An 18,380-nucleotide genomic window follows, 5' to 3' on the forward strand; every position below is an offset into this window, starting at 1 on the left:
AAACATTTACATAATCAAACAATAAGAACTATGGAACAGAAGAAATTACAGGCGACGGTGCGATTTACACTCGTAATATTTGTTACAGCAGTCTTACTTGAATCATGCGGGAGCGTGCCGTTTACCGGTAGAAAGCAATTGCAGTTGGTATCCAACGAAGAGGTGATGGCATTGAGTTTGCAGCAATACCAGGAATTCATGCGTGCTGCTCCTGTTGAACGGGGTACTGCCAATGCGGAGATGGTTAATCGTGTCGGTACCCGGATCGCCAATGCGGTAAAGATTTTTTATACCAATAACGGCTATGCATCTGAACTCAATAACTATGCATGGGAGTTTAACTTAGTAAAGGAGAATAGTGTCAATGCCTTTGCCATGCCCGGAGGAAAAGTGGTTGTTTATACGGGATTGTTACCCGTTACTCAGACGGAAGATGCATTGGCTGTGGTTTTGGGGCATGAGATTGCCCATGTATTAGCCCGTCATTCAGATGAGAGGATGAGTCAGCAGGTAGCCCTTCAATATGGAGGAGCCATAGCGGGTGGACTTTTGGGTAACTCACAGGTTACAAGGCAACTTGGAAGTGCCGTTTTCGGCCTGGGCGCCCAATATGGTGTAATGATGCCTTATGCCCGTAAACACGAATATGAGGCCGATGAGATTGGATTGATACTGATGTCCATTGCCGGTTATGATCCGAGGGTTGCAGTACCTTTCTGGACGAGAATGGCACAAAGCTCGGGCGGTGGTCAGGTGCCCGAAGTCCTGAGTACGCACCCTGATGATGCAAAACGTATTACCCATATTGAATCAATTATGCCCACGGCATTGCAGTATTACAAGGGTTCAGGGGTACAGAATAATACCAAGGAGCCGATTAAGACCCGGACAATGGTGCCGGCGGAGACAAGTAAGGCAAAGACTTCCAAAGAGTGGACTTTCTGATTTTGCATTTGCAGCTATAATTACTACCTTTGTTTGGCATCTAAATTTACAATGTAAATTTGAATAACAACTGAATAACAACTGAATAATGTCTCCCAAATTACCAGACGACGAATTAAAAGAAAGAGATGATGAAAATATGGGAGAGGACGATATTTTGCCCTCTTCCGAATCCTTTTCCGGCTCCAAGGTGCCGGTACGGTTGGGTGATGATAGTTCGCTCAACCTTTCGAAGATGTATCAGAATTGGTTTCTCGATTATGCTTCTTACGTGATATTGGAACGTGCCGTGCCACATATCTCCGATGGGCTTAAGCCGGTACAACGGCGCATCTTGCATGCCATGAAACGAATGGACGACGGACGGTATAACAAGGTGGCCAATATTATTGGAACCACCATGCAATACCATCCCCATGGGGATGCCTCTATCGGTGACGCATTGGTACAGCTTGGACAGAAGGACTTGTTGGTAGATTGTCAGGGTAACTGGGGAAATATACTTACCGGTGACGGTGCTGCCGCTCCCCGTTATATTGAGGCACGGCTTAATAAATTTGCCCTTGAGGTACTTTTTAACCCCAAGACTACTGAATGGAAAGCTTCGTACGACGGACGTAATAAAGAACCGGTCACCCTTCCTGCTAAATTTCCCCTTTTATTGGTGCAAGGTGCTGAGGGAATTGCAGTAGGACTTTCTTCTAAGATATTACCACACAATTTTAATGAGGTATGTAATGCGGCAGTGCATTATCTGAAAGAGGAGGAGTTTGCACTCTACCCTGATTTTCAGACCGGAGGATATATTGATGTGGAAAAATATAACGATGGTGAACGGGGCGGATCGGTAAAGATACGAACCACCATCACCAAACTCGATAACAAGACGCTGGTCATTAAAGATATTCCTTACGGTAAAACTACCGCAGGTCTGGTAGATTCTATCCTTAAAGCTAATGATAAGGGGAAAATAAAGATTAGGAAAGTAGACGATATCACGGCACAAAACGTGGAGATTCACGTGCAACTGGCGCCAGGCGTCTCATCCGACAAAACCATCGATGCTCTCTATGCTTTCACTGATTGCGAGATTAGTGTCTCCCCCAACTGTTGCGTGATTGACGATAACAGGCCGCATTTCCTTACCGTGAGCGACGTATTGCGTTCGTCCGTGGATACTACCCGTGAACTGCTTCGTCGCGAACTGGAGATTGAGAAGGGTGAAAAACAGGAGGCGCTCCTCTTTGCTTCTCTCGAAAAGATATTTATTGAAGAGCGTATCTATAAGGACAAGGAGTTCGAGACTGCCAAAAATATGGATGTGGCTGTGACACATATCGATCTACGACTTGAGCCTTATAAATCTTCATTTCTGCGCGAAATCAATCGGGATGATATTCTCCGTCTGATGGAGATCAGGATGGCACGTATCCTTAAATTCAACTCCGACAAATCGGAAGAACTGATCGCAAAATTGAAGGAAGAGATTGAAGAGATCAACCATAACCTCGATCATTTGGTGGATTATACTATTGCATGGTTTCTGATGCTCAAGGACAAGTATGGTAAGAATTTTCCACGACATACTACCATTCGTAGTTTCGAAAATATAGAGGCGACCAAAGTGGTGGAAGCCAACGAAAAGCTTTATATGAACCGCGAGGAGGGTTTCATTGGTACCGGCATGAAGAAAGATGAATTTGTCTGCAACTGTTCCGATATTGATGATGTCATAATCTTCTTCAAGGAGGGAAAATATAAGATAGTAAAGGTGAGCGACAAGATGTTCGTGGGGAAAGGCATCCTTTATGCGGCTGTCTTTAAAAGGAACGACAAGCGTACCATTTATAATGTGGTTTATCGTGACGGCAAAAAAGGTCCACACTATATCAAACGGTTCGCCGTTACTGGTATCACCCGTGATAAGGAATATGATGTTACCAGGGGAGAGGCCGGGTCGCGTATAGCTTACTTTAGCGCCAATCCCAACGGTGAAGCCGAAACCATCAAAGTGATTCTCAAGCCTAAACCCCGTATGCGTATCCTTCAGTTTGAGAAGGATTTCAGTGAGATAGAAATCAAGGGTAGGCAGGCGATGGGCAATATCCTTACTAAGGCTGAAGTACACCGTATACAGTTGAAACAAAAAGGATTATCTACGCTTGGAGGCCGTAAGGTCTGGTTCGACCCTGATGTCTTCCGCCTCAACTATGAAGGCAGCGGCCAATTTCTTGGCGAATTTCAGGGTGATGATATGATACTGGTAGTTACTACCGGAGGTGAATATTATATCTGCAATTTCGATCTTACGAACCACTTTCCGCAGAATATACTCCGGATTGAGAAGTTCGATGAACATAAGGTATGGACAGCTGCCCTCTTCGATGCGGAACAAGGGTATGCTTATCTTAAACGTTTTACCTTCGAGCTCTCGGAGAGGCCGCTCCGTTTTATCGGTGATCATCCCGACTCCCGCTTGTTCTTATTGACAGATGTCGTTTACCCGAGGGTAAAGGCCATATTCGGAGGTCATGACGATTTTCGTGATCCGATGGAGATCGAAGTGGAAGAATTTATCGGCGTAAAGAGTTATAAAGCGAAAGGTAAACGGATCTCTAACTATAGCGTGGAAACGGTTGACGAGTTGGAGCCGCTTCGTATGCCGGAACCGGAAGAGGAACCGCAGCAAACGATGAAAGTGGAGATAGGAGAAGAAAATGGAGAGAATGGCGATATCGGGAATAATGGAGAGAGTGAGGAAAACGATGTTTCCGATGCCGATTTACGCGATGAGATCACCGGCCAGATGAAGTTGTTTTAATTTGAACGGGAGAAAGACTACGATGAAGAGGGCAGTGTTACTGATCAGTATATGGATAGGTATTCTTGGTGTAACAATTTCACAGGAAGATCATTATCCTTTATCGGTCAGACCTGTCAATCAGGCTACTCTTTTCGGTATAGGAAAGGCATTCCTTAACGATACTTATCTCTCGCCGCTCAGATACGACGGTGTCAGCCTGTCGCTGATGCACGACCGTATCAAAGGTACCGGTTATTGTAGCGGTAAATTGCTCCTGCAACAACAGTTCCTGATACATACGGCCATCACTCATAATCCTACTGCTTCTGCATCCGAGTATTATGGTAATATTCAGTACAGGCTGACCGGATTTTATCCCGTTTTGACGGCTCCTGATTTCAGGCTATTTGGTGGCGGTGGATGGGACGCTTCACTGGGAGGCATATATAACGTGCGGAATTCTAATAATCCCGGATCATTAAAGGTATCGACTAACTTTAATTTTTCGGCGATGGCAATCTATAATTGGAAGATTTTTACCTTCAGATGGCAACTTGCCACACCGTTTGCCGGAGTCTTTTTCTCACCGGAATATGGTCATTCATATTACGAAATATTTTCACTCGGGAATAACAAAGGAACCATCCATTTCGGATCTTTCCATAATCAGTTGGCGCTGCGCAACTATTTCACGGTAGATGTCCCCGTAGGCAATATAACCCTGCGTGGAGGCTATCTGGGCGATTATTACCGTACCCATGTGAACAAACTTACCACCCGTATTATTTCACACCAGTTTATGATTGGGCTCGCGGTGGAATCACTCAACTTCGGAGGGGAAAAGGTGCGGGAAAATCGGTCAATACCGTCTGTATATTATTGAGTAGACAAGTGGTTAAGTGGATAAGTGTGATGGTTTCATTATTCACTTTTAATTTTTAATTTTTAATTTAAAAAGATGCAATATAATTTTGATGAAATCATAGATCGTTCAGGAACTCAGGCTATCAAACTGGAGAAGTTAAAACTGTTATTCGGGCATGAAGATCTTATCCCGCTTTGGGTGGCCGATATGGATTTCAAATCCCCACCGGCTATTGTAGAAGCGCTGAAACGAAGGGTAGAACATGGCATATTCGGTTATACAGCCCCTTCACAAGAATATACCGACTCTATCGTTCATTGGCTTGAAAGACGCCATAGGTGGCAGGTGAAGGGTGAGCATGTTAACTTCGTGCCGGGGGTGGTCAAGGGTTTTGCTTTTGCCATCGATGAGTTTACCGAAAAAGGAGGCAGAGTAATTATTCAGCCGCCTGTTTATCATCCCTTCCGTATCGTTACAGAATCGCTTGGTCGTGAAGTTGTTTATAATCCCCTGATTCTTGAGAATGGACAGTATAAAATGGATTTCGGAGGATTGCGCCGTATCGTAGCCGAAAACGATTGTAAGATGTTGATTCTTTGTAATCCGCATAATCCCGGTGGACGGACATGGTCACCCGATGAATTAAGCGAACTGGCAGATATATGCTACGAGCACAACATACTGGTTGTCTCCGATGAAATACATGCCGATATGGCATTGCCCGGACATCAACACACAGTGTTTGCTTCCGTCTCCGAGAAGGCGAAAGAGATTTCACTAACGATTATGGCACCCAGCAAGACTTTTAATATTGCGGGTATTGTCAGTTCCTTTGCAGTCATCCCCAACAAGAATATAAGGGAACGGTACCTCGCCTATCTCGAGCCCCGTGAGTTGCAACAGGGCACTCTCTTTGCCTTTACAGCGACCCGTGCCGCTTATGATGAGTGTGAAGATTGGCTTGACCAGATGCTTGACTATGTACAAGGTAATATTGATTTGGTGGATAGCTATCTGACAGAAAATATCCCTGAGATAAAAGCAATCTTGCCGGAGGCTTCCTTTCTGGTATGGCTTGATTGCCGTGCGCTTAATCTGCCGCAACGGGAATTGGTAAAGCTTTTCGTGGAAAAAGCCCATCTTGCCTTGAACGACGGAACTATGTTCGGTTCCGGCGGAGAAGGTTTTATGCGGATGAACGTGGGATGTCCGCGCAGTCTGTTAGAAAAGGGATTAAATAATTTAAAAAAAGCGATACACCCTTAAACAACGATGCTACCTGATTGTTAGTAAGTGATGTACTTCGAGATAAGAAATTAAGAAAAAAATATAAGTGATAAATTAAAAAATAGAATACAATGCAAGTATCAGACAACAAATATGTTACCGTTACATACGACCTCAATGTGGGTGAAGGAGATGAACTGGAATTAATGGAACGGGCCACACTTGAACAGCCGCTGGAATTTATTTTCGGTACCAATTCCATGCTTGAAGCTTTTGAAAAACAACTCGAAGGGCTTTCCGAGGGCGATAAATTTTCGTTCCGACTCACTCCGGAAGAGGCCTATGGCGATTATGACGACACCAGGGTGATCGAATTGCCCAAAAATATTTTTGAGATTGACGGTAAGATCGACGAACAAGTTCTTTTTGAAGGAAATACTCTCCCGATGATGGATTCATCCGGTAACCGATTGGTCGGTTCCGTCGTTTCTGTTGGTGATGAGGTAGTTACAATGGACTTCAACCACCCGTTGGCAGGAGAGGTCATGCATTTCGAAGGAACCGTGATGGGTGTACGCGATGCTTCCGTAGAAGAAATTGCTGCTCTCTTTTCTACCGGCGGTTGCGGCTGCGGCGGTTGCGGATCGGGTGAAGAAGATGGCTGTGGCTGTGGTGCTAACCACGAGAGCCATGCCGGCGGATGCGGTTGTGGATCGGGTGGTTGCGGTAGTTGCTGATAAGGATGCTTCCTGACAAGGATGAACCTAATGTGCTTCGCGAGATAATTGGTAATTAGTAATTTATTGAAATGAATACATTTGGAACGATATTCAGGTTGACATCTTTCGGAGAATCGCATGGAGCCGGTGTGGGTGGCATAATAGATGGATGTCCTGCCGGTTTGGAACTTGATATGGACTTTATCCAATCGGAACTCGACCGTCGTCGTCCCGGCCAATCACGCATCACCACACCGCGGAAGGAAAGCGATAAGGTGGAGTTCCTCTCAGGGATATTTGAAAATAAGACGACCGGCGCTCCTATCGGTTTTCTGATAAGAAATGAGAACCAGCAATCGTCCGATTATGATAATATCAAGGAGGCTTTCCGCCCTTCACATGCGGATTTTACCTATCAGGAGAAGTATGGTATCCGCGACTACCGGGGTGGGGGAAGGTCTTCCGCACGTGAGACCATTGCCCGTGTAGTAGCCGGAGCGGTGGCAAAACTTTATCTTAAGCGCCTCGATATCGATATTACAGCTTACACATCCCAGGTCGGCGATATTGCTTTAGAGAATGATTACAGGATATACGACCTTTCCCGTACGGAGGATAATTTTGTCCGTTGCCCCGATCCCGATATGGCCGAACTGATGATAAAACTTATCCAGGAAGTACGCAATCAGGGAGATACTATCGGTGGTACCATTACCTGTGTGATAAAAGGAACGCCTGTGGGGTTGGGAGAGCCGGTCTTCGGGAAACTCCATGCCTCGTTGGGCTCGGCGATGCTGAGCATCAATGCTGTCAAGGGATTTGAATATGGTACGGGGTTCAATGTCTCTGCCCGTGGGTCAGAAGTGAATGATGTTTTCTTTGACGATAACGGCAGGGTGAATACACGTACCAACCATTCAGGAGGTATCCAGGCCGGCATTTCCAACGGGCAGGATATCTATTTCAGGGTGGCATTCAAACCCGTTTCTACCATTCTCAGGGAGCAACAGACAGTGGATGTTCATGGTAATGATACAGTCATCAAGGCGCGTGGCCGTCATGATCCCTGTGTCTTGCCGCGGGCGGTTCCCATCGTGGAAGCCATGGCGGCGATCACCCTGCTGGATGCTTACCTGCTTTCGAAAGTGGAACGTTGAGCGCTTGGAAGGTGATATGAGGTTAATCATTAAGTTTTGGATGATCACAGCGGGCGTGGCTTATTCGTTCGCAATTGCTGCTGATACACCTCCGGAAGCAGTATATACTCCTGAGGACCGGAAGATTTTCGACCGTTATATCACTTGTATTTATCCGTGGCAATCGGCCGGTACTAATATATTGCTGGAGAAAACGGCGCGATTTTTTTTAGGTAAGCCGTACGTGCCACATACGCTTGAAATACCGGGAGAGGAGAAACTGGTTGTCAACCTGCGTGAGTTTGATTGCACCACTTTTGTGGAGTCGGTAATCGCTCTTGCACGTATCGCATATTCAGGAAAAGCCGATTTTGAATCTTTCCTCGGGGAATTACAACGTATCCGTTACCGTGATGGCAATCTGCAAGGGTATGCTTCGCGGCTTCATTATACTTCTGACTGGGTCTGTGACAATGAAAAGAAAGGTCTGTTGAAAAATATTTCAGCCGGATTAGGGGGTGTCCCCGAGCAGAAAACGATTGATTTCATGACTACCCACAGGGAGGCATACAGGCAGTTAAAGGATGATGATACGCTGCTTCGGGAGATGCAGAAGATAGAAGAGGTTATCAATCAGCGGGGTGGATTTTATTATCTGTCCAAAGCGGAGATAGCCGGAAAAGCTTTTGCAATACCCCATATGTCGATAGTTGCCTTTACTACCGGTATAAAAGGGTTAGATGTTACCCACATGGGATTTGCTTTTAGAGATGGAGAGCGACTCACTTTTATCCACGCCTCTTCCACCCAAAAGAAAGTGATCATCGACCAAAAGACGCTGGATGATTATTGTGCAGGACAATCTTCCTGTACCGGGATTGTTATCCAATGTGTAAATTTGAAATAGTCTGCATCCTTCCTTTATTTTTTCTATTTCTCACCTCTCCTCTCAATAGCAAATTTATAAAATAGGGCAAAGACTATTGATGTATGAAAAGAATCAAAAATTATTTTTCAATCTCCAATATTTTTGTAAGCAAATATATTGGTAAAATATGCCATTAAAAGAAATCATAATTAATGGAATTGAAAATAAAGTTTTTTCATAAATACTCTCTTTCTTATGAACAATTTTACAATAATGCACTACGACTCATTATTACACTCAGTGTTTAAATGTTTTAAAAAATGTAAGTACCCTTATTGAGCAAGATAAAGTTGTTCTATTAATTGGTATGTCGGTAATAAAAAAACAGTTTTGAATTATTGGATAAACAACGAAAACTTATTGATGGAAAATTCATCAACAATATCTACAATGCCTAAGTGGTTAAAAGGGTTCTACTTAAAACTTGAAACAATTGTTCAAGACGATGCTGCGGACGCAATTGGAGGTGCCGTTGCTCCCCCGGTTTCGGGAATCTCTACTGATACAGGTTGCAGTAACGACCGGTACATTTCCGGATTTTTGAGTACTTCCACAGCCTTGTCATAGACTTTGTCACTCGACAATTGATGTAGCAATACACCTTTCTTGTAGTAAAAACGTTGTACGATTTCCGATTCGATTATGCCGGTAATATCCTCCCTGAACAGTTCAAGATCACGGTCTAAGTTGGCATGCAGTTTCGCTTCTAATGCTGCAAACTCTTCTTTCGCCACGTCCAGATAACCCTCGAATTCCATCATGCTTTTCAACTGTTGCAGTGAGCGCTCACTCAACTGGTCATATTGAAAATCGCGTTTTTTTACAAATTCCTTGAATGCTTTGTAATCGCTTTCAGTGAGCCTGAACTGGTCGGGGGGGGCAATTTTGTCATGTTGCTGCACCCATTCCGTCACATAATCGAATATCACGTTGTCCGTCATCAGGTAGAATGCGATGGTACCACCTGCCGGTTGCGGGATGGTGATATCCGGCGTGATTCCGCCTCCGTCGCGTACTTCACGTCCATTGCGGGTTTTGAATACATTTGTCAAGGAATCGGGTACCCGTGCTACGCTCCCGTCGGGATTGCGGTGCGAATAATCCAGTGCCTGGATGCAACGTCCGCTCGGGATATAATATTTTGAGGTGGTAATCTTGATGTTGCCTCCATATGGCAGGTCCCGTGGCGTTTGTACCAATCCTTTTCCGAATGAACGGTTGCCTACGATCACCGCCCGGTCGAGATCCTGCAGCCCTCCCGCTACAATTTCGGATGCCGATGCCGAACCGGTATCAGTCAGTACCACAATGGGAATAAGTTCATCCAATGGTTGGTTGCGTGTGATATAAGTCCTGTCCCATTGTTTTAGCTTCCCTTTGGTTGAAACAATCTCTTCCCCTTTCGGAACAAACAGGTTCACCACATCCACCGCTTCGTCCAGTATGCCTCCCCCGTTTCCACGCAGATCTATAATCAGCGATGTGGCACCTTTCTCTTTCAGATCCTGTACCGTTTTCTTGACCCGGTCGGCACTTCGTGTAGTAAAACTCCCGAAATGGAAATAACCAATCTTATCTTCCGTCACACCTGAATAGGTAATAGGATCGACTTCTATCTTCTCGCGTACGATCGTCAACTTCCGGTCTTTCTTTTCTCCCGGCCGACGTACCGTCATTTTCAGCGATGTGCCCGGTGTGCCTTTAAGTTTATCACTTACTTCTTTAACGGTGGCTTTCCGCATATCATTGCCATCTATCTCAAGGATCGCATCGCCGGCTTTAAGACCTGCTTTATCTGCCGGTAGCCCTTCGTAAGGTTCGTTGATCACTACCTTTCCGTCGTTATAGGATATAATTGCACCGATACCTGCATATTCGCCGGTGGTCATAAATTGCAAATCCTGCATATTCTCTTCCGGATAATATTCGGTGTATGGATCCAGTCGTGCCAGCATATTACGTATACTGCCCTGTACCAGGTTGTTCACTTCAACACTGTCTACATAAAACATGTCCAGTTCGCGCAGTAATGAATTGAAAATATCAATATTCTTATTGATGTCGAAATAGCGTTTGTTTTTGTTGTCGGCTGGGGCTTCCTGTGCTGCGGCCTGCAGTGCCATGGTAGCTACCAGCATACAAAGAATGAATTTTCTCATATTATATAATTGATTCGTTTTTTGATCTTGAATCTCCCGTCTTCCCATCTTTCCGTGTCCCTTCGTCTCTCCATTTCTAACAAATGGCAAAGGAACAAATTTTTCACGACATCGAAATGTAGTTTTAGTTATATGTTTATAAATCGCTGCTCTGATAAATATATTCCCTCCTTTATGTATTTCTATTGCCGGTTTTTTATTCAACGCCCAATTGGATGATTATCTTAAACAAAAACACTCCCTATTTTGTTATCAATGCTGTTATTTACGGCTCAATCAATGTTTATGAAAATACTGTTGCGATATACACTTTTACCCCTACTTACAGGGTTGATTATTTTTATTGTTACATGTTTGGTCACACCTTCTCAATTGCCCGTTATGCCGGAAGGGATTGCATGGGATAAAGTGGTGCATTTCAGTATGTTTTTTTTCCTTTCTGCGGTCTCTTTGGTTGATTATTACCGGATGCACAAGGGAAAGCCCTCGATGTGCCGTTGGCTCTTCTGGGGATTTCTTATTCCTGTAATCTATGGGGGGATCATCGAGTTGCTGCAAAAATATTTTTTTGCGTCTCGCAGTGCGGAGTGGGGCGATTGGATCGCTGATATGCTCGGATCGATTACCGCGACATTCATCGTAATTATATTCCTTAAAAAACACCGTTATTCTAAAAAAAATATACCTTTGTGACATTACATATTTAAGACAGCTATTCACTCTTTATTTTTACCTATTCACTTAAAAAAATATGAAATACGAAGATTTAAAGATTCTGGACGAATTACGGGAGAAAGGCAGTATTTCCGAAGAGGAATACCAGCGGGAGAAAGAAAGGATCCTCAATGATCAGGGGAACTCCTTCAGCAATGCCGGTAAGCAACCATTATTCGGACTTACCGAGAATACTTATCTGATGCTGATGCATCTTACCCAGTTTGTTGGTGTGATTGTTGCGTTATTAGGTTTTATTGTGCCCATTCTTATGTGGACAACCAATAAAGATACCAACGCCAATGTTGACAAGCACGGAAAAAATATCCTCAATGCAATGATCAGCTATGTTATTTATGCCGCTGTTCTTTGTATCACTTTGATTGGTATTCCGGTAGCAATTGTTTTGGGAGTGCTTTATGCCGTTTTTGTAGTGATTGCTTCCGTTAAAGCCAATAATGGTGAGTATTGGAAATATCCGTTTACCATTCAATTTTTCAAATAGACCGGGTATGGTGCAGGAACAACTTGTCAATTATTCCAACGTGCAATTGAACCGTGAGGAGAATATAATTCTCCACAATGTTAATCTGTCTGTCAACCGCGGAGATTTTCTCTATGTAATCGGGAAGGTGGGTTCCGGAAAAAGTACCTTGATGAAAAGCATGTATGGGGAATTGCCTATTGAAGAAGGGAGTGCCCGGGTATTCGATTATGAATTGGCCGGAATCAAACGCCGGCTGATTCCTTTTCTTCGTAGGAAGATAGGAATTGTTTTTCAGGATTTTCAACTGCTTATCGACCGGAGTGTCGAAAAGAACCTCGAATTTGTTTTACGTGCGACGGGTTGGAAGAATCGTCGTGAAATCAGGGACCGTATCAATGAGGTATTGATGCAGGTGGGCATGCAGAATAAGACTTATAAGATGCCGCACGAGCTTTCCGGCGGCGAGCAGCAACGTATAGTCATTGCACGTGCCCTGCTCAATTCTCCTGCATTGATCCTGGCGGACGAGCCGACCGGTAATCTTGATCCCGAAACAGGAAGTCAGATCGTCGCCCTCTTGCAGCAGATATCAAGTCGGGGCACCGCCGTCATCATGTCTACCCATAATTACTCTATCGTGCAGGTCTTTCCCGGAAAAATCATACGTTGCGAAAACGCATCACTGGTCGAAATGTGAATTCAACCAAATTTTTTCCTATCTTTGCAACTTCAAAATTCATCACGTTAAATCATTCACAATTGTGGCCGATACAAAGTATATTTTTGTTACAGGCGGTGTAGTTTCCTCATTGGGAAAAGGAATCATTGCAGCATCGCTTGGTAAGTTATTGCAGGCAAGAGGTTATAAAGTCACTATTCAGAAATTCGACCCCTATATCAATGTCGATCCTGGTACCCTTAACCCATATGAGCATGGAGAGTGTTATGTCACCGTTGATGGTCATGAGGCCGATCTCGACTTGGGACACTATGAACGGTTCCTGAACATACAGACAACCAAAGAGAATAATATCACTACCGGACGGATTTATCAGAATGTAATCCAGAAGGAACGCCGCGGCGACTATCTCGGTAAGACTGTGCAGGTTATTCCCCACATCACCGATGAGATCAAGCGTAACGTAAAATCATTGGGCGTGAAGAGTAAATTCGATTTTGTGATTACCGAGATCGGGGGTACTGTGGGAGATATTGAATCCACTCCTTTTCTGGAGGCGGTTCGCCAGCTACGCTGGGAACTCGGACGCAACTGTTTTTGTGTCCACCTCACATATGTTCCGTATATAGCTGCCGCGGGAGAAGTAAAGACCAAACCCACCCAGCATTCCGTGAAAGAGTTGCAATCTCTTGGTATACAGCCGGATATGTTGGTGCTTCGTACTGATCGTTATCTGAACAAGGATATTCTCGATAAGGTAGCCCTTTTCTGTAACGTGGAACAGGGTGCAGTGATGCAATCGGTGGATGTATCCACTATTTACGAAGTACCCACGATGATGCAGAAGCAGGGTATGGATGAAGTAGTATTGCGTAAAATGAATATGCCTGTTGAAGGCAGTGCCAACTTGGATGCATGGAAAAATTTTCTTCAGAAGCGTAAAAATGCTAAAAAAGGAGTATGTATCAAGTTGGTAGGGAAATATGCTGAATTGCCGGATGCGTATAAATCGATCAATGAGGCACTTTCTCAAGCTGCTATCTATAATGACAGGAAGTTGCACCTCGATCTCTGTCACTCGGAGAAAATCAATGCGGAGAATGTGGAGGAGACGCTGAAAGATGCCGATGGTATTGTGATTGCACCCGGATTCGGTCAACGTGGTATTGATGGAAAATATCTGGCATTGCGTTATGCCCGGGAAAATGATATTCCCACTTTCGGCATTTGCCTCGGTATGCAGTGTATGGTGATTGAATATGCCCGTTCGGTTTTGAATATTCCGGGAGCCAATTCCTCCGAGTTTGATCCGAAAGCATCGGACAAAGTGATTGATCTGATGGAGGAGCAGAAGCATATTACCAATATGGGTGCTTCCATGCGGCTTGGAGCGTATGACTGTGCGATCAAGAAAGGATCGTTGGCATATAAAGCCTATGGCAAGACCAAGGTGAGCGAACGTCACCGTCATCGCTATGAGTTCAATAATCTTTATAAAGAGCGATTCGAGGCATCCGGCATGAAATGTACCGGTATCAATCCTGATTCGGAATTGGTAGAAGTGGTAGAGGTTCCTCGCCTCCGCTGGTATCTTGGTACCCAATTCCATCCCGAATACAATAGTACCGTTATTTCTCCCAATCCGCTATTTATGAGTTTTATGCAGGCGGCGGCTGAATTGCATGATGAAAAATAAAAACTGAAAATGGATAGAAATACAGTCATAGGATTACTTCTTATCACAGCTATCATTATAGCTTTTACAATTTATAACAGACCCAATCCTGAACAGATAGAGGCCCAACGGCGCATGCGTGATTCTATCGCTATGATGGAAGCCGAACGGGCACAACTTGCCGCACAGCAAAATGCGAGGGATGCCCAGTCTGATACGATGCTTCCCTCCACAGTGGATCCCATCGCGGATTTCTTTAGTGCCGGTACTCCCTCAGGAATGGATACGACCTCCCTTTCAGCAGTAGATTCAACTGTGCTGGACACACTCCCGGAGAACACACTTCAATCGGCAAAGGAAGAAACCGTCGTTCTTGAAAACGAAAAAATACGACTTCTCCTCAATACCCATGGGGGGGTGATACAATCGGTACAGATCAAAGAATACCTCCATCATTCGGGGAAAGATCTCCTGCTGTTTGATGGACGGGATGAAGCCCGTTTTAATCTCAACCTGTTCAACCGCAATAGTGTCCATCTTTCTACTGAAGATCTTATTTTTACACCCATTACCAGTACTGATGGTCGTTCTGTTACTATGCGTCTGGAACAGGGACCCGGACAATACATCGACTTTGTGTATACTTTGCCTGCCGATGAATATATGATGGATTTTGAGGTGCGTCTGGCAGGGATGAAGAACGGCCTGCACCCTGAGAGTCTTACTAATTTCCGTATGAATTGGGAACAGAAAATCCGTCAGCAGGAGAAAGGCCGCATGTTTGAAAACCGTTTCACACGGATTCATTATAAGTACGATAAGCAGGATGTGCAGAAGATGAGTGAGACGAAAAATGATCATAAAGAGCTTTCGGAACCACTCAAATGGTTCTCTTTCAAGGATCAGTATTTCACTTTCATCGTTATCGGTAAACAGCCTTTCAACAACACCATTCTTAATTCGGAGGTACTCAGTAGCCCTGATTATACCAAATACTATAAAGCCGAGGGATGGGTGCCCGTAGTGATTAGTCCCGACAGCGACCTGATCACCGCCGGTTTCAATTATTATTTCGGGCCCGTACATTATAATACGCTGAAAGCTTATGATAAAGATATTTCCAAAAGTGCCGATAAACTGGAACTTGAAGAGAATGTCTATCTCGGCTATCGTTGGCTTAGCTGGGTAAATAAATGGTTTGTAATTCCTGTATTCAATTTCTTCCTCTCCCTCAACTGGGGGATGGGACTTATTATCCTTATCCTCACTCTTATGGTGAAGATAATCACCTTGCCCCTTACCTACAAATCATTTATGTCGTCGGCAAAAATGAGAGTGCTTCGTCCCCAGATTCAGGAGTTTGAGAAAAAATATCCGGGTACCGATCAGGAGATGATGATGAAACGTCAGCAAGCTACTATGGAGCTCTATAATAAGGTGGGAATCAATCCGATGAGCGGTTGCCTTCCCATGCTGATACAAATGCCTGTACTGTTGGCTCTTTTCTTTTTCTTTCCCGCAGCTATTGAACTGCGGCAGCAGGGTTTCCTTTGGGCCGATGACCTCTCCACCTATGACTCCCTTATATCATGGAGCGGCAATATACCCCTTATTACCCGTTTCCTGGGTAATCATATCAGTATATTCTGCCTATTGATGACGGCGGTCAACGTAATTTATACGAAATACAATATGGCGATGACCGATACCGGTTCAACACAGGCCATGCCGGGCATGAAGTACATGCCCATCTTTATGTCGGTTTTTATGTTCTTCTTCCTCAATAATTATCCGGCGGGGTTGAATTATTACTATTTCCTCTCTACTCTTATTACGATTGGTCTTACTTTCCTTATGAAGCAGTTGATCGATGAAGATAAGGTATTGGCGCAGTTAGAGGCCAACAAGAAAAAGCCCAAAAAGAAATCGGGTTTTATGGCTCGTCTTGAAGAGGCACAAAAGATGCAGGAGAAAATGGCGCGTGAAAAAGCCAAAGAAAATGCTAAACGAAATTACCGGCATTAAAACCGGGTTATATATGGATAGATAAAATATCTGTATAGGGTAGACGGTACACATATCAATTTTATAGAATAATAGAATGATGTGTGTACCGTTTTTGTATCTACAGGTTTTTTCGTTCTTGTAGAGAAAAGCCCCACAGACATAAAAAAATGAGTTTTTAACAATCTGTTGAACTTATTTTTCTGAAATTTGTTTCTAGTTTAGAAAGTTGATATTTACTTTTTAAAAACATATTCACATGAGTCAGGAAGATAAAGTACTTGAGTATGATGAAGACGACTCTTTGCGTTTCATCCGTGAAAACCTGCCGGAGGAGATGAAGGATGCGTTCTCCGACGATGAGATCAACTATATAGTAGATCTTATTTATGATTTTTACGAAGAGAAGGGATATCTCGACGAGAATGAGGATGAAGACTCAGAGATAGAGATCGATGAGGATGAACTTCTCAGTTATATCCATGGAAATGCTCGTAAAAATCGGGATATCATAGGGAGGGATTATACTGACGAGCAGATAGAAGCTATTGTGGCGGGGGAATTGGCCTATTATGAGACCCTGAATCTGTTCGATTAACGAATTAAATTAATAAATTAAGTTTTAATTAAAAGTACAAAGAAATTATGAAACAATTTTCAAAGTTATTGGCCATCGGTATTTTAGGTGGTGCATTGGTATTATCGGGTTGTGGAACAAACAATACGGTAAAAGGTGGAGGTATTGGTGCCGGTGGAGGTGCAGCGCTTGGAGCCGGAATCGGGGCCATTGCCGGAGGAGGTAAAGGTGCCGCTTGGGGTGCCGGTATAGGAGCTGTACTGGGAGGTACTGCCGGAGCTATTATCGGCAACAAAATGGATAAGCAGGCAGCCGAGCTCGAGCGGATCGAAGGCGCCCAGGTAGAGAAAGTCAACGAAGGGGAAGCCATCAAAGTTACTTTCGAATCGGGTATCCTTTTCGCTACCAACTCAAGCACGTTAAATACTGCTTCACGTTCATCGCTTGATAAGTTTGCTACTTCGCTGCAAAACAATCCCGACACCGATGTGAAAATTTATGGGCATACCGACAGTACCGGTAGCGATGCTATCAACAACCCATTGTCACAAAAACGTGCCGAATCGGTATATAATTATCTCGTATCCAAAGGGGTTGCCGGAAGCCGTATCATGTCTGAAGGTTTCGGTTCTTCACAACCTGTAGCTGATAACAATACTGTAGACGGTCGTGCACAGAACCGTCGTGTAGAAGTATATATCCTTCCCAATGCTAAGATGATTCGGGAAGCACAGGAACAAGCCCGATAAGTGTGCTATTGTGCAGATGAAATAAGTTAGTTTTTTATAATGTAAATTTTTAAAATCGCATTACCTTTGTGGGTAGTGCGATTTTTTCATCTATAATTCTCACGGCGATGTCTGAAGACTTATACCTCCCTTACGGGGCATCCAAAGAAGAAACTTATCAAGCGTTGTTACCCCGGTTACAGGTGTTAACGGCAGGAGAGCCCGATCTTATTGCCAATATGGCGAATATCTCGTCTGCTCTCAAGGAAGCATTTGAATTCTTTTGGATCGGTTTTTACCGTGTAATAGACGACCGGTTGGTACTTGGTCCCTTCCAGGGGTCTTTGGCCTGTACCCGCATTTCTTATGGGAAGGGGGTTTGTGGTACCGCATGGAAAGAAGGTCGCACATTGATTGTTCCTGACGTCAATCAGTTTCCCGGCCATATCGCATGCAACAACTTGTCGCGCTCAGAGATTGTATTACCGGTGAAGAAAAACGGTTTAGTGACAGCAGTATTGGATGTGGATAGCGATCGTCTTAATCATTTCGATGAAACCGATGCTTTCTATCTGGAAAAAATTTGTGCCCTGGTCCGTTAATTTTTCCCTTCTTATATTTTGTAGAGACAAAACAAAAAAGTACCTTTGCACAGCAATTGCGGAAGTAGCTCAGTTGGTAGAGCATAACCTTGCCAAGGTTAGGGTCGCGGGTTCGAGTCCCGTCTTCCGCTC

The 18,380-nt window shown here is 44.2% G+C and carries 16 protein-coding genes and 1 tRNA gene; 16 read left to right on the plus strand and 1 reads right to left on the minus strand.

Annotation, left to right across the window (positions count from 1 at the left end; translation table 11 throughout):
• The first annotated feature begins 30 nt into the window (after positions 1-30).
• The 7 genes from B4G81_RS00355 (at position 31) to B4G81_RS00385 (ending at position 8,602) form a co-directional block, all read left to right on the plus strand.
• Positions 31-945, plus strand: coding sequence for a M48 family metallopeptidase (locus tag B4G81_RS00355; RefSeq protein ID WP_294078833.1), 915 nt, complete (start codon positions 31-33; stop codon positions 943-945).
• Between the two features lie 88 nt (positions 946-1,033).
• Positions 1,034-3,766 (plus strand): DNA gyrase/topoisomerase IV subunit A, encoded by a 2,733-nt coding sequence (locus tag B4G81_RS00360; protein ID WP_414703138.1) that lies wholly within the window; start codon positions 1,034-1,036, stop codon positions 3,764-3,766.
• A gap of 22 nt (positions 3,767-3,788) precedes the next feature.
• On the plus strand, positions 3,789-4,631 hold the full coding sequence (locus B4G81_RS00365; RefSeq protein WP_294078835.1) for a DUF3316 domain-containing protein: 843 nt from the start codon (positions 3,789-3,791) through the stop codon (positions 4,629-4,631).
• A gap of 75 nt (positions 4,632-4,706) precedes the next feature.
• Positions 4,707-5,879 (plus strand): MalY/PatB family protein, encoded by a 1,173-nt coding sequence (locus tag B4G81_RS00370; RefSeq protein ID WP_294078838.1) that lies wholly within the window; start codon positions 4,707-4,709, stop codon positions 5,877-5,879.
• Between the two features lie 92 nt (positions 5,880-5,971).
• Positions 5,972-6,577 (plus strand): FKBP-type peptidyl-prolyl cis-trans isomerase, encoded by a 606-nt coding sequence (locus tag B4G81_RS00375; RefSeq protein WP_294078841.1) that lies wholly within the window; start codon positions 5,972-5,974, stop codon positions 6,575-6,577.
• Between the two features lie 71 nt (positions 6,578-6,648).
• Complete coding sequence (gene aroC, locus B4G81_RS00380; RefSeq protein WP_294078843.1) at positions 6,649-7,716, plus strand: chorismate synthase; 1,068 nt, start codon at positions 6,649-6,651, stop codon at positions 7,714-7,716.
• 16 nt (positions 7,717-7,732) lie between these two features.
• The gene (locus tag B4G81_RS00385; protein ID WP_294078845.1) at positions 7,733-8,602 is read left to right on the plus strand and encodes an N-acetylmuramoyl-L-alanine amidase-like domain-containing protein; all 870 of its coding nucleotides are present in this window, start codon (positions 7,733-7,735) and stop codon (positions 8,600-8,602) included.
• Between the two features lie 458 nt (positions 8,603-9,060).
• Here the strand turns inward: B4G81_RS00385 and B4G81_RS00390 are convergent, their stop codons facing one another.
• Positions 9,061-10,782: a S41 family peptidase gene (locus B4G81_RS00390; protein WP_294078848.1), complete on the minus strand. Its 1,722-nt coding sequence runs from the start codon at positions 10,780-10,782 to the stop codon at positions 9,061-9,063.
• Between the two features lie 285 nt (positions 10,783-11,067).
• Here B4G81_RS00390 and B4G81_RS00395 point away from each other — a divergent pair, with 285 nt between their 5' ends.
• From B4G81_RS00395 to B4G81_RS00435, 9 genes are all read left to right on the plus strand, one after another.
• A complete protein-coding gene (locus tag B4G81_RS00395; RefSeq protein ID WP_294078851.1) occupies positions 11,068-11,475 on the plus strand; it encodes a VanZ family protein in 408 nt (135 codons plus the stop codon).
• Positions 11,476-11,533: 58 nt separating this feature from the next.
• Positions 11,534-12,001 carry a DUF4870 domain-containing protein gene (locus B4G81_RS00400; RefSeq protein ID WP_294078854.1) on the plus strand — a complete coding sequence of 156 codons (468 nt, stop codon included), beginning with the start codon at positions 11,534-11,536 and terminating at the stop codon, positions 11,999-12,001.
• A gap of 7 nt (positions 12,002-12,008) precedes the next feature.
• A complete protein-coding gene (locus tag B4G81_RS00405; protein ID WP_294078857.1) occupies positions 12,009-12,680 on the plus strand; it encodes a cell division ATP-binding protein FtsE in 672 nt (223 codons plus the stop codon).
• Between the two features lie 64 nt (positions 12,681-12,744).
• Positions 12,745-14,358, plus strand: coding sequence for a CTP synthase (locus B4G81_RS00410; RefSeq protein ID WP_294078860.1), 1,614 nt, complete (start codon positions 12,745-12,747; stop codon positions 14,356-14,358).
• Between the two features lie 9 nt (positions 14,359-14,367).
• The gene (yidC, locus tag B4G81_RS00415) at positions 14,368-16,362 is read left to right on the plus strand and encodes a membrane protein insertase YidC (RefSeq protein ID WP_294078863.1); all 1,995 of its coding nucleotides are present in this window, start codon (positions 14,368-14,370) and stop codon (positions 16,360-16,362) included.
• 238 nt (positions 16,363-16,600) lie between these two features.
• Positions 16,601-16,939, plus strand: a complete 339-nt coding sequence (locus B4G81_RS00420) for a hypothetical protein (protein ID WP_294078866.1) — start codon at positions 16,601-16,603, stop codon at positions 16,937-16,939.
• Between the two features lie 47 nt (positions 16,940-16,986).
• Positions 16,987-17,667 (plus strand): OmpA family protein, encoded by a 681-nt coding sequence (locus B4G81_RS00425; protein WP_294078869.1) that lies wholly within the window; start codon positions 16,987-16,989, stop codon positions 17,665-17,667.
• Positions 17,668-17,774: 107 nt separating this feature from the next.
• On the plus strand, positions 17,775-18,248 hold the full coding sequence (locus tag B4G81_RS00430) for a GAF domain-containing protein (protein ID WP_294078873.1): 474 nt from the start codon (positions 17,775-17,777) through the stop codon (positions 18,246-18,248).
• Positions 18,249-18,306: 58 nt separating this feature from the next.
• Positions 18,307-18,379, plus strand: a tRNA-Gly gene (locus tag B4G81_RS00435).
• Position 18,380: the final 1 nt, after the last annotated feature.

This window comes from Proteiniphilum sp. UBA5384 (assembly GCF_002410825.1).
Classification (GTDB): Bacteria; Bacteroidota; Bacteroidia; order Bacteroidales; family Dysgonomonadaceae; genus Proteiniphilum.

Coding starts and splice junctions, on each gene's coding strand:
- B4G81_RS00355 (WP_294078833.1), top strand. CDS start 31: ATGGAACAGAAGAAATTACAGGCGACGGTGCGATTTACACTCGTAATA.
- B4G81_RS00360 (WP_414703138.1), top strand. CDS start 1,034: ATGTCTCCCAAATTACCAGACGACGAATTAAAAGAAAGAGATGATGAA.
- B4G81_RS00365 (WP_294078835.1), top strand. CDS start 3,789: ATGAAGAGGGCAGTGTTACTGATCAGTATATGGATAGGTATTCTTGGT.
- B4G81_RS00370 (WP_294078838.1), top strand. CDS start 4,707: ATGCAATATAATTTTGATGAAATCATAGATCGTTCAGGAACTCAGGCT.
- B4G81_RS00375 (WP_294078841.1), top strand. CDS start 5,972: ATGCAAGTATCAGACAACAAATATGTTACCGTTACATACGACCTCAAT.
- aroC (WP_294078843.1), top strand. CDS start 6,649: ATGAATACATTTGGAACGATATTCAGGTTGACATCTTTCGGAGAATCG.
- B4G81_RS00385 (WP_294078845.1), top strand. CDS start 7,733: ATGAGGTTAATCATTAAGTTTTGGATGATCACAGCGGGCGTGGCTTAT.
- B4G81_RS00390 (WP_294078848.1), bottom strand. CDS start 10,782: ATGAGAAAATTCATTCTTTGTATGCTGGTAGCTACCATGGCACTGCAG.
- B4G81_RS00395 (WP_294078851.1), top strand. CDS start 11,068: ATGAAAATACTGTTGCGATATACACTTTTACCCCTACTTACAGGGTTG.
- B4G81_RS00400 (WP_294078854.1), top strand. CDS start 11,534: ATGAAATACGAAGATTTAAAGATTCTGGACGAATTACGGGAGAAAGGC.
- B4G81_RS00405 (WP_294078857.1), top strand. CDS start 12,009: ATGGTGCAGGAACAACTTGTCAATTATTCCAACGTGCAATTGAACCGT.
- yidC (WP_294078863.1), top strand. CDS start 14,368: ATGGATAGAAATACAGTCATAGGATTACTTCTTATCACAGCTATCATT.
- B4G81_RS00420 (WP_294078866.1), top strand. CDS start 16,601: ATGAGTCAGGAAGATAAAGTACTTGAGTATGATGAAGACGACTCTTTG.
- B4G81_RS00425 (WP_294078869.1), top strand. CDS start 16,987: ATGAAACAATTTTCAAAGTTATTGGCCATCGGTATTTTAGGTGGTGCA.
- B4G81_RS00430 (WP_294078873.1), top strand. CDS start 17,775: ATGTCTGAAGACTTATACCTCCCTTACGGGGCATCCAAAGAAGAAACT.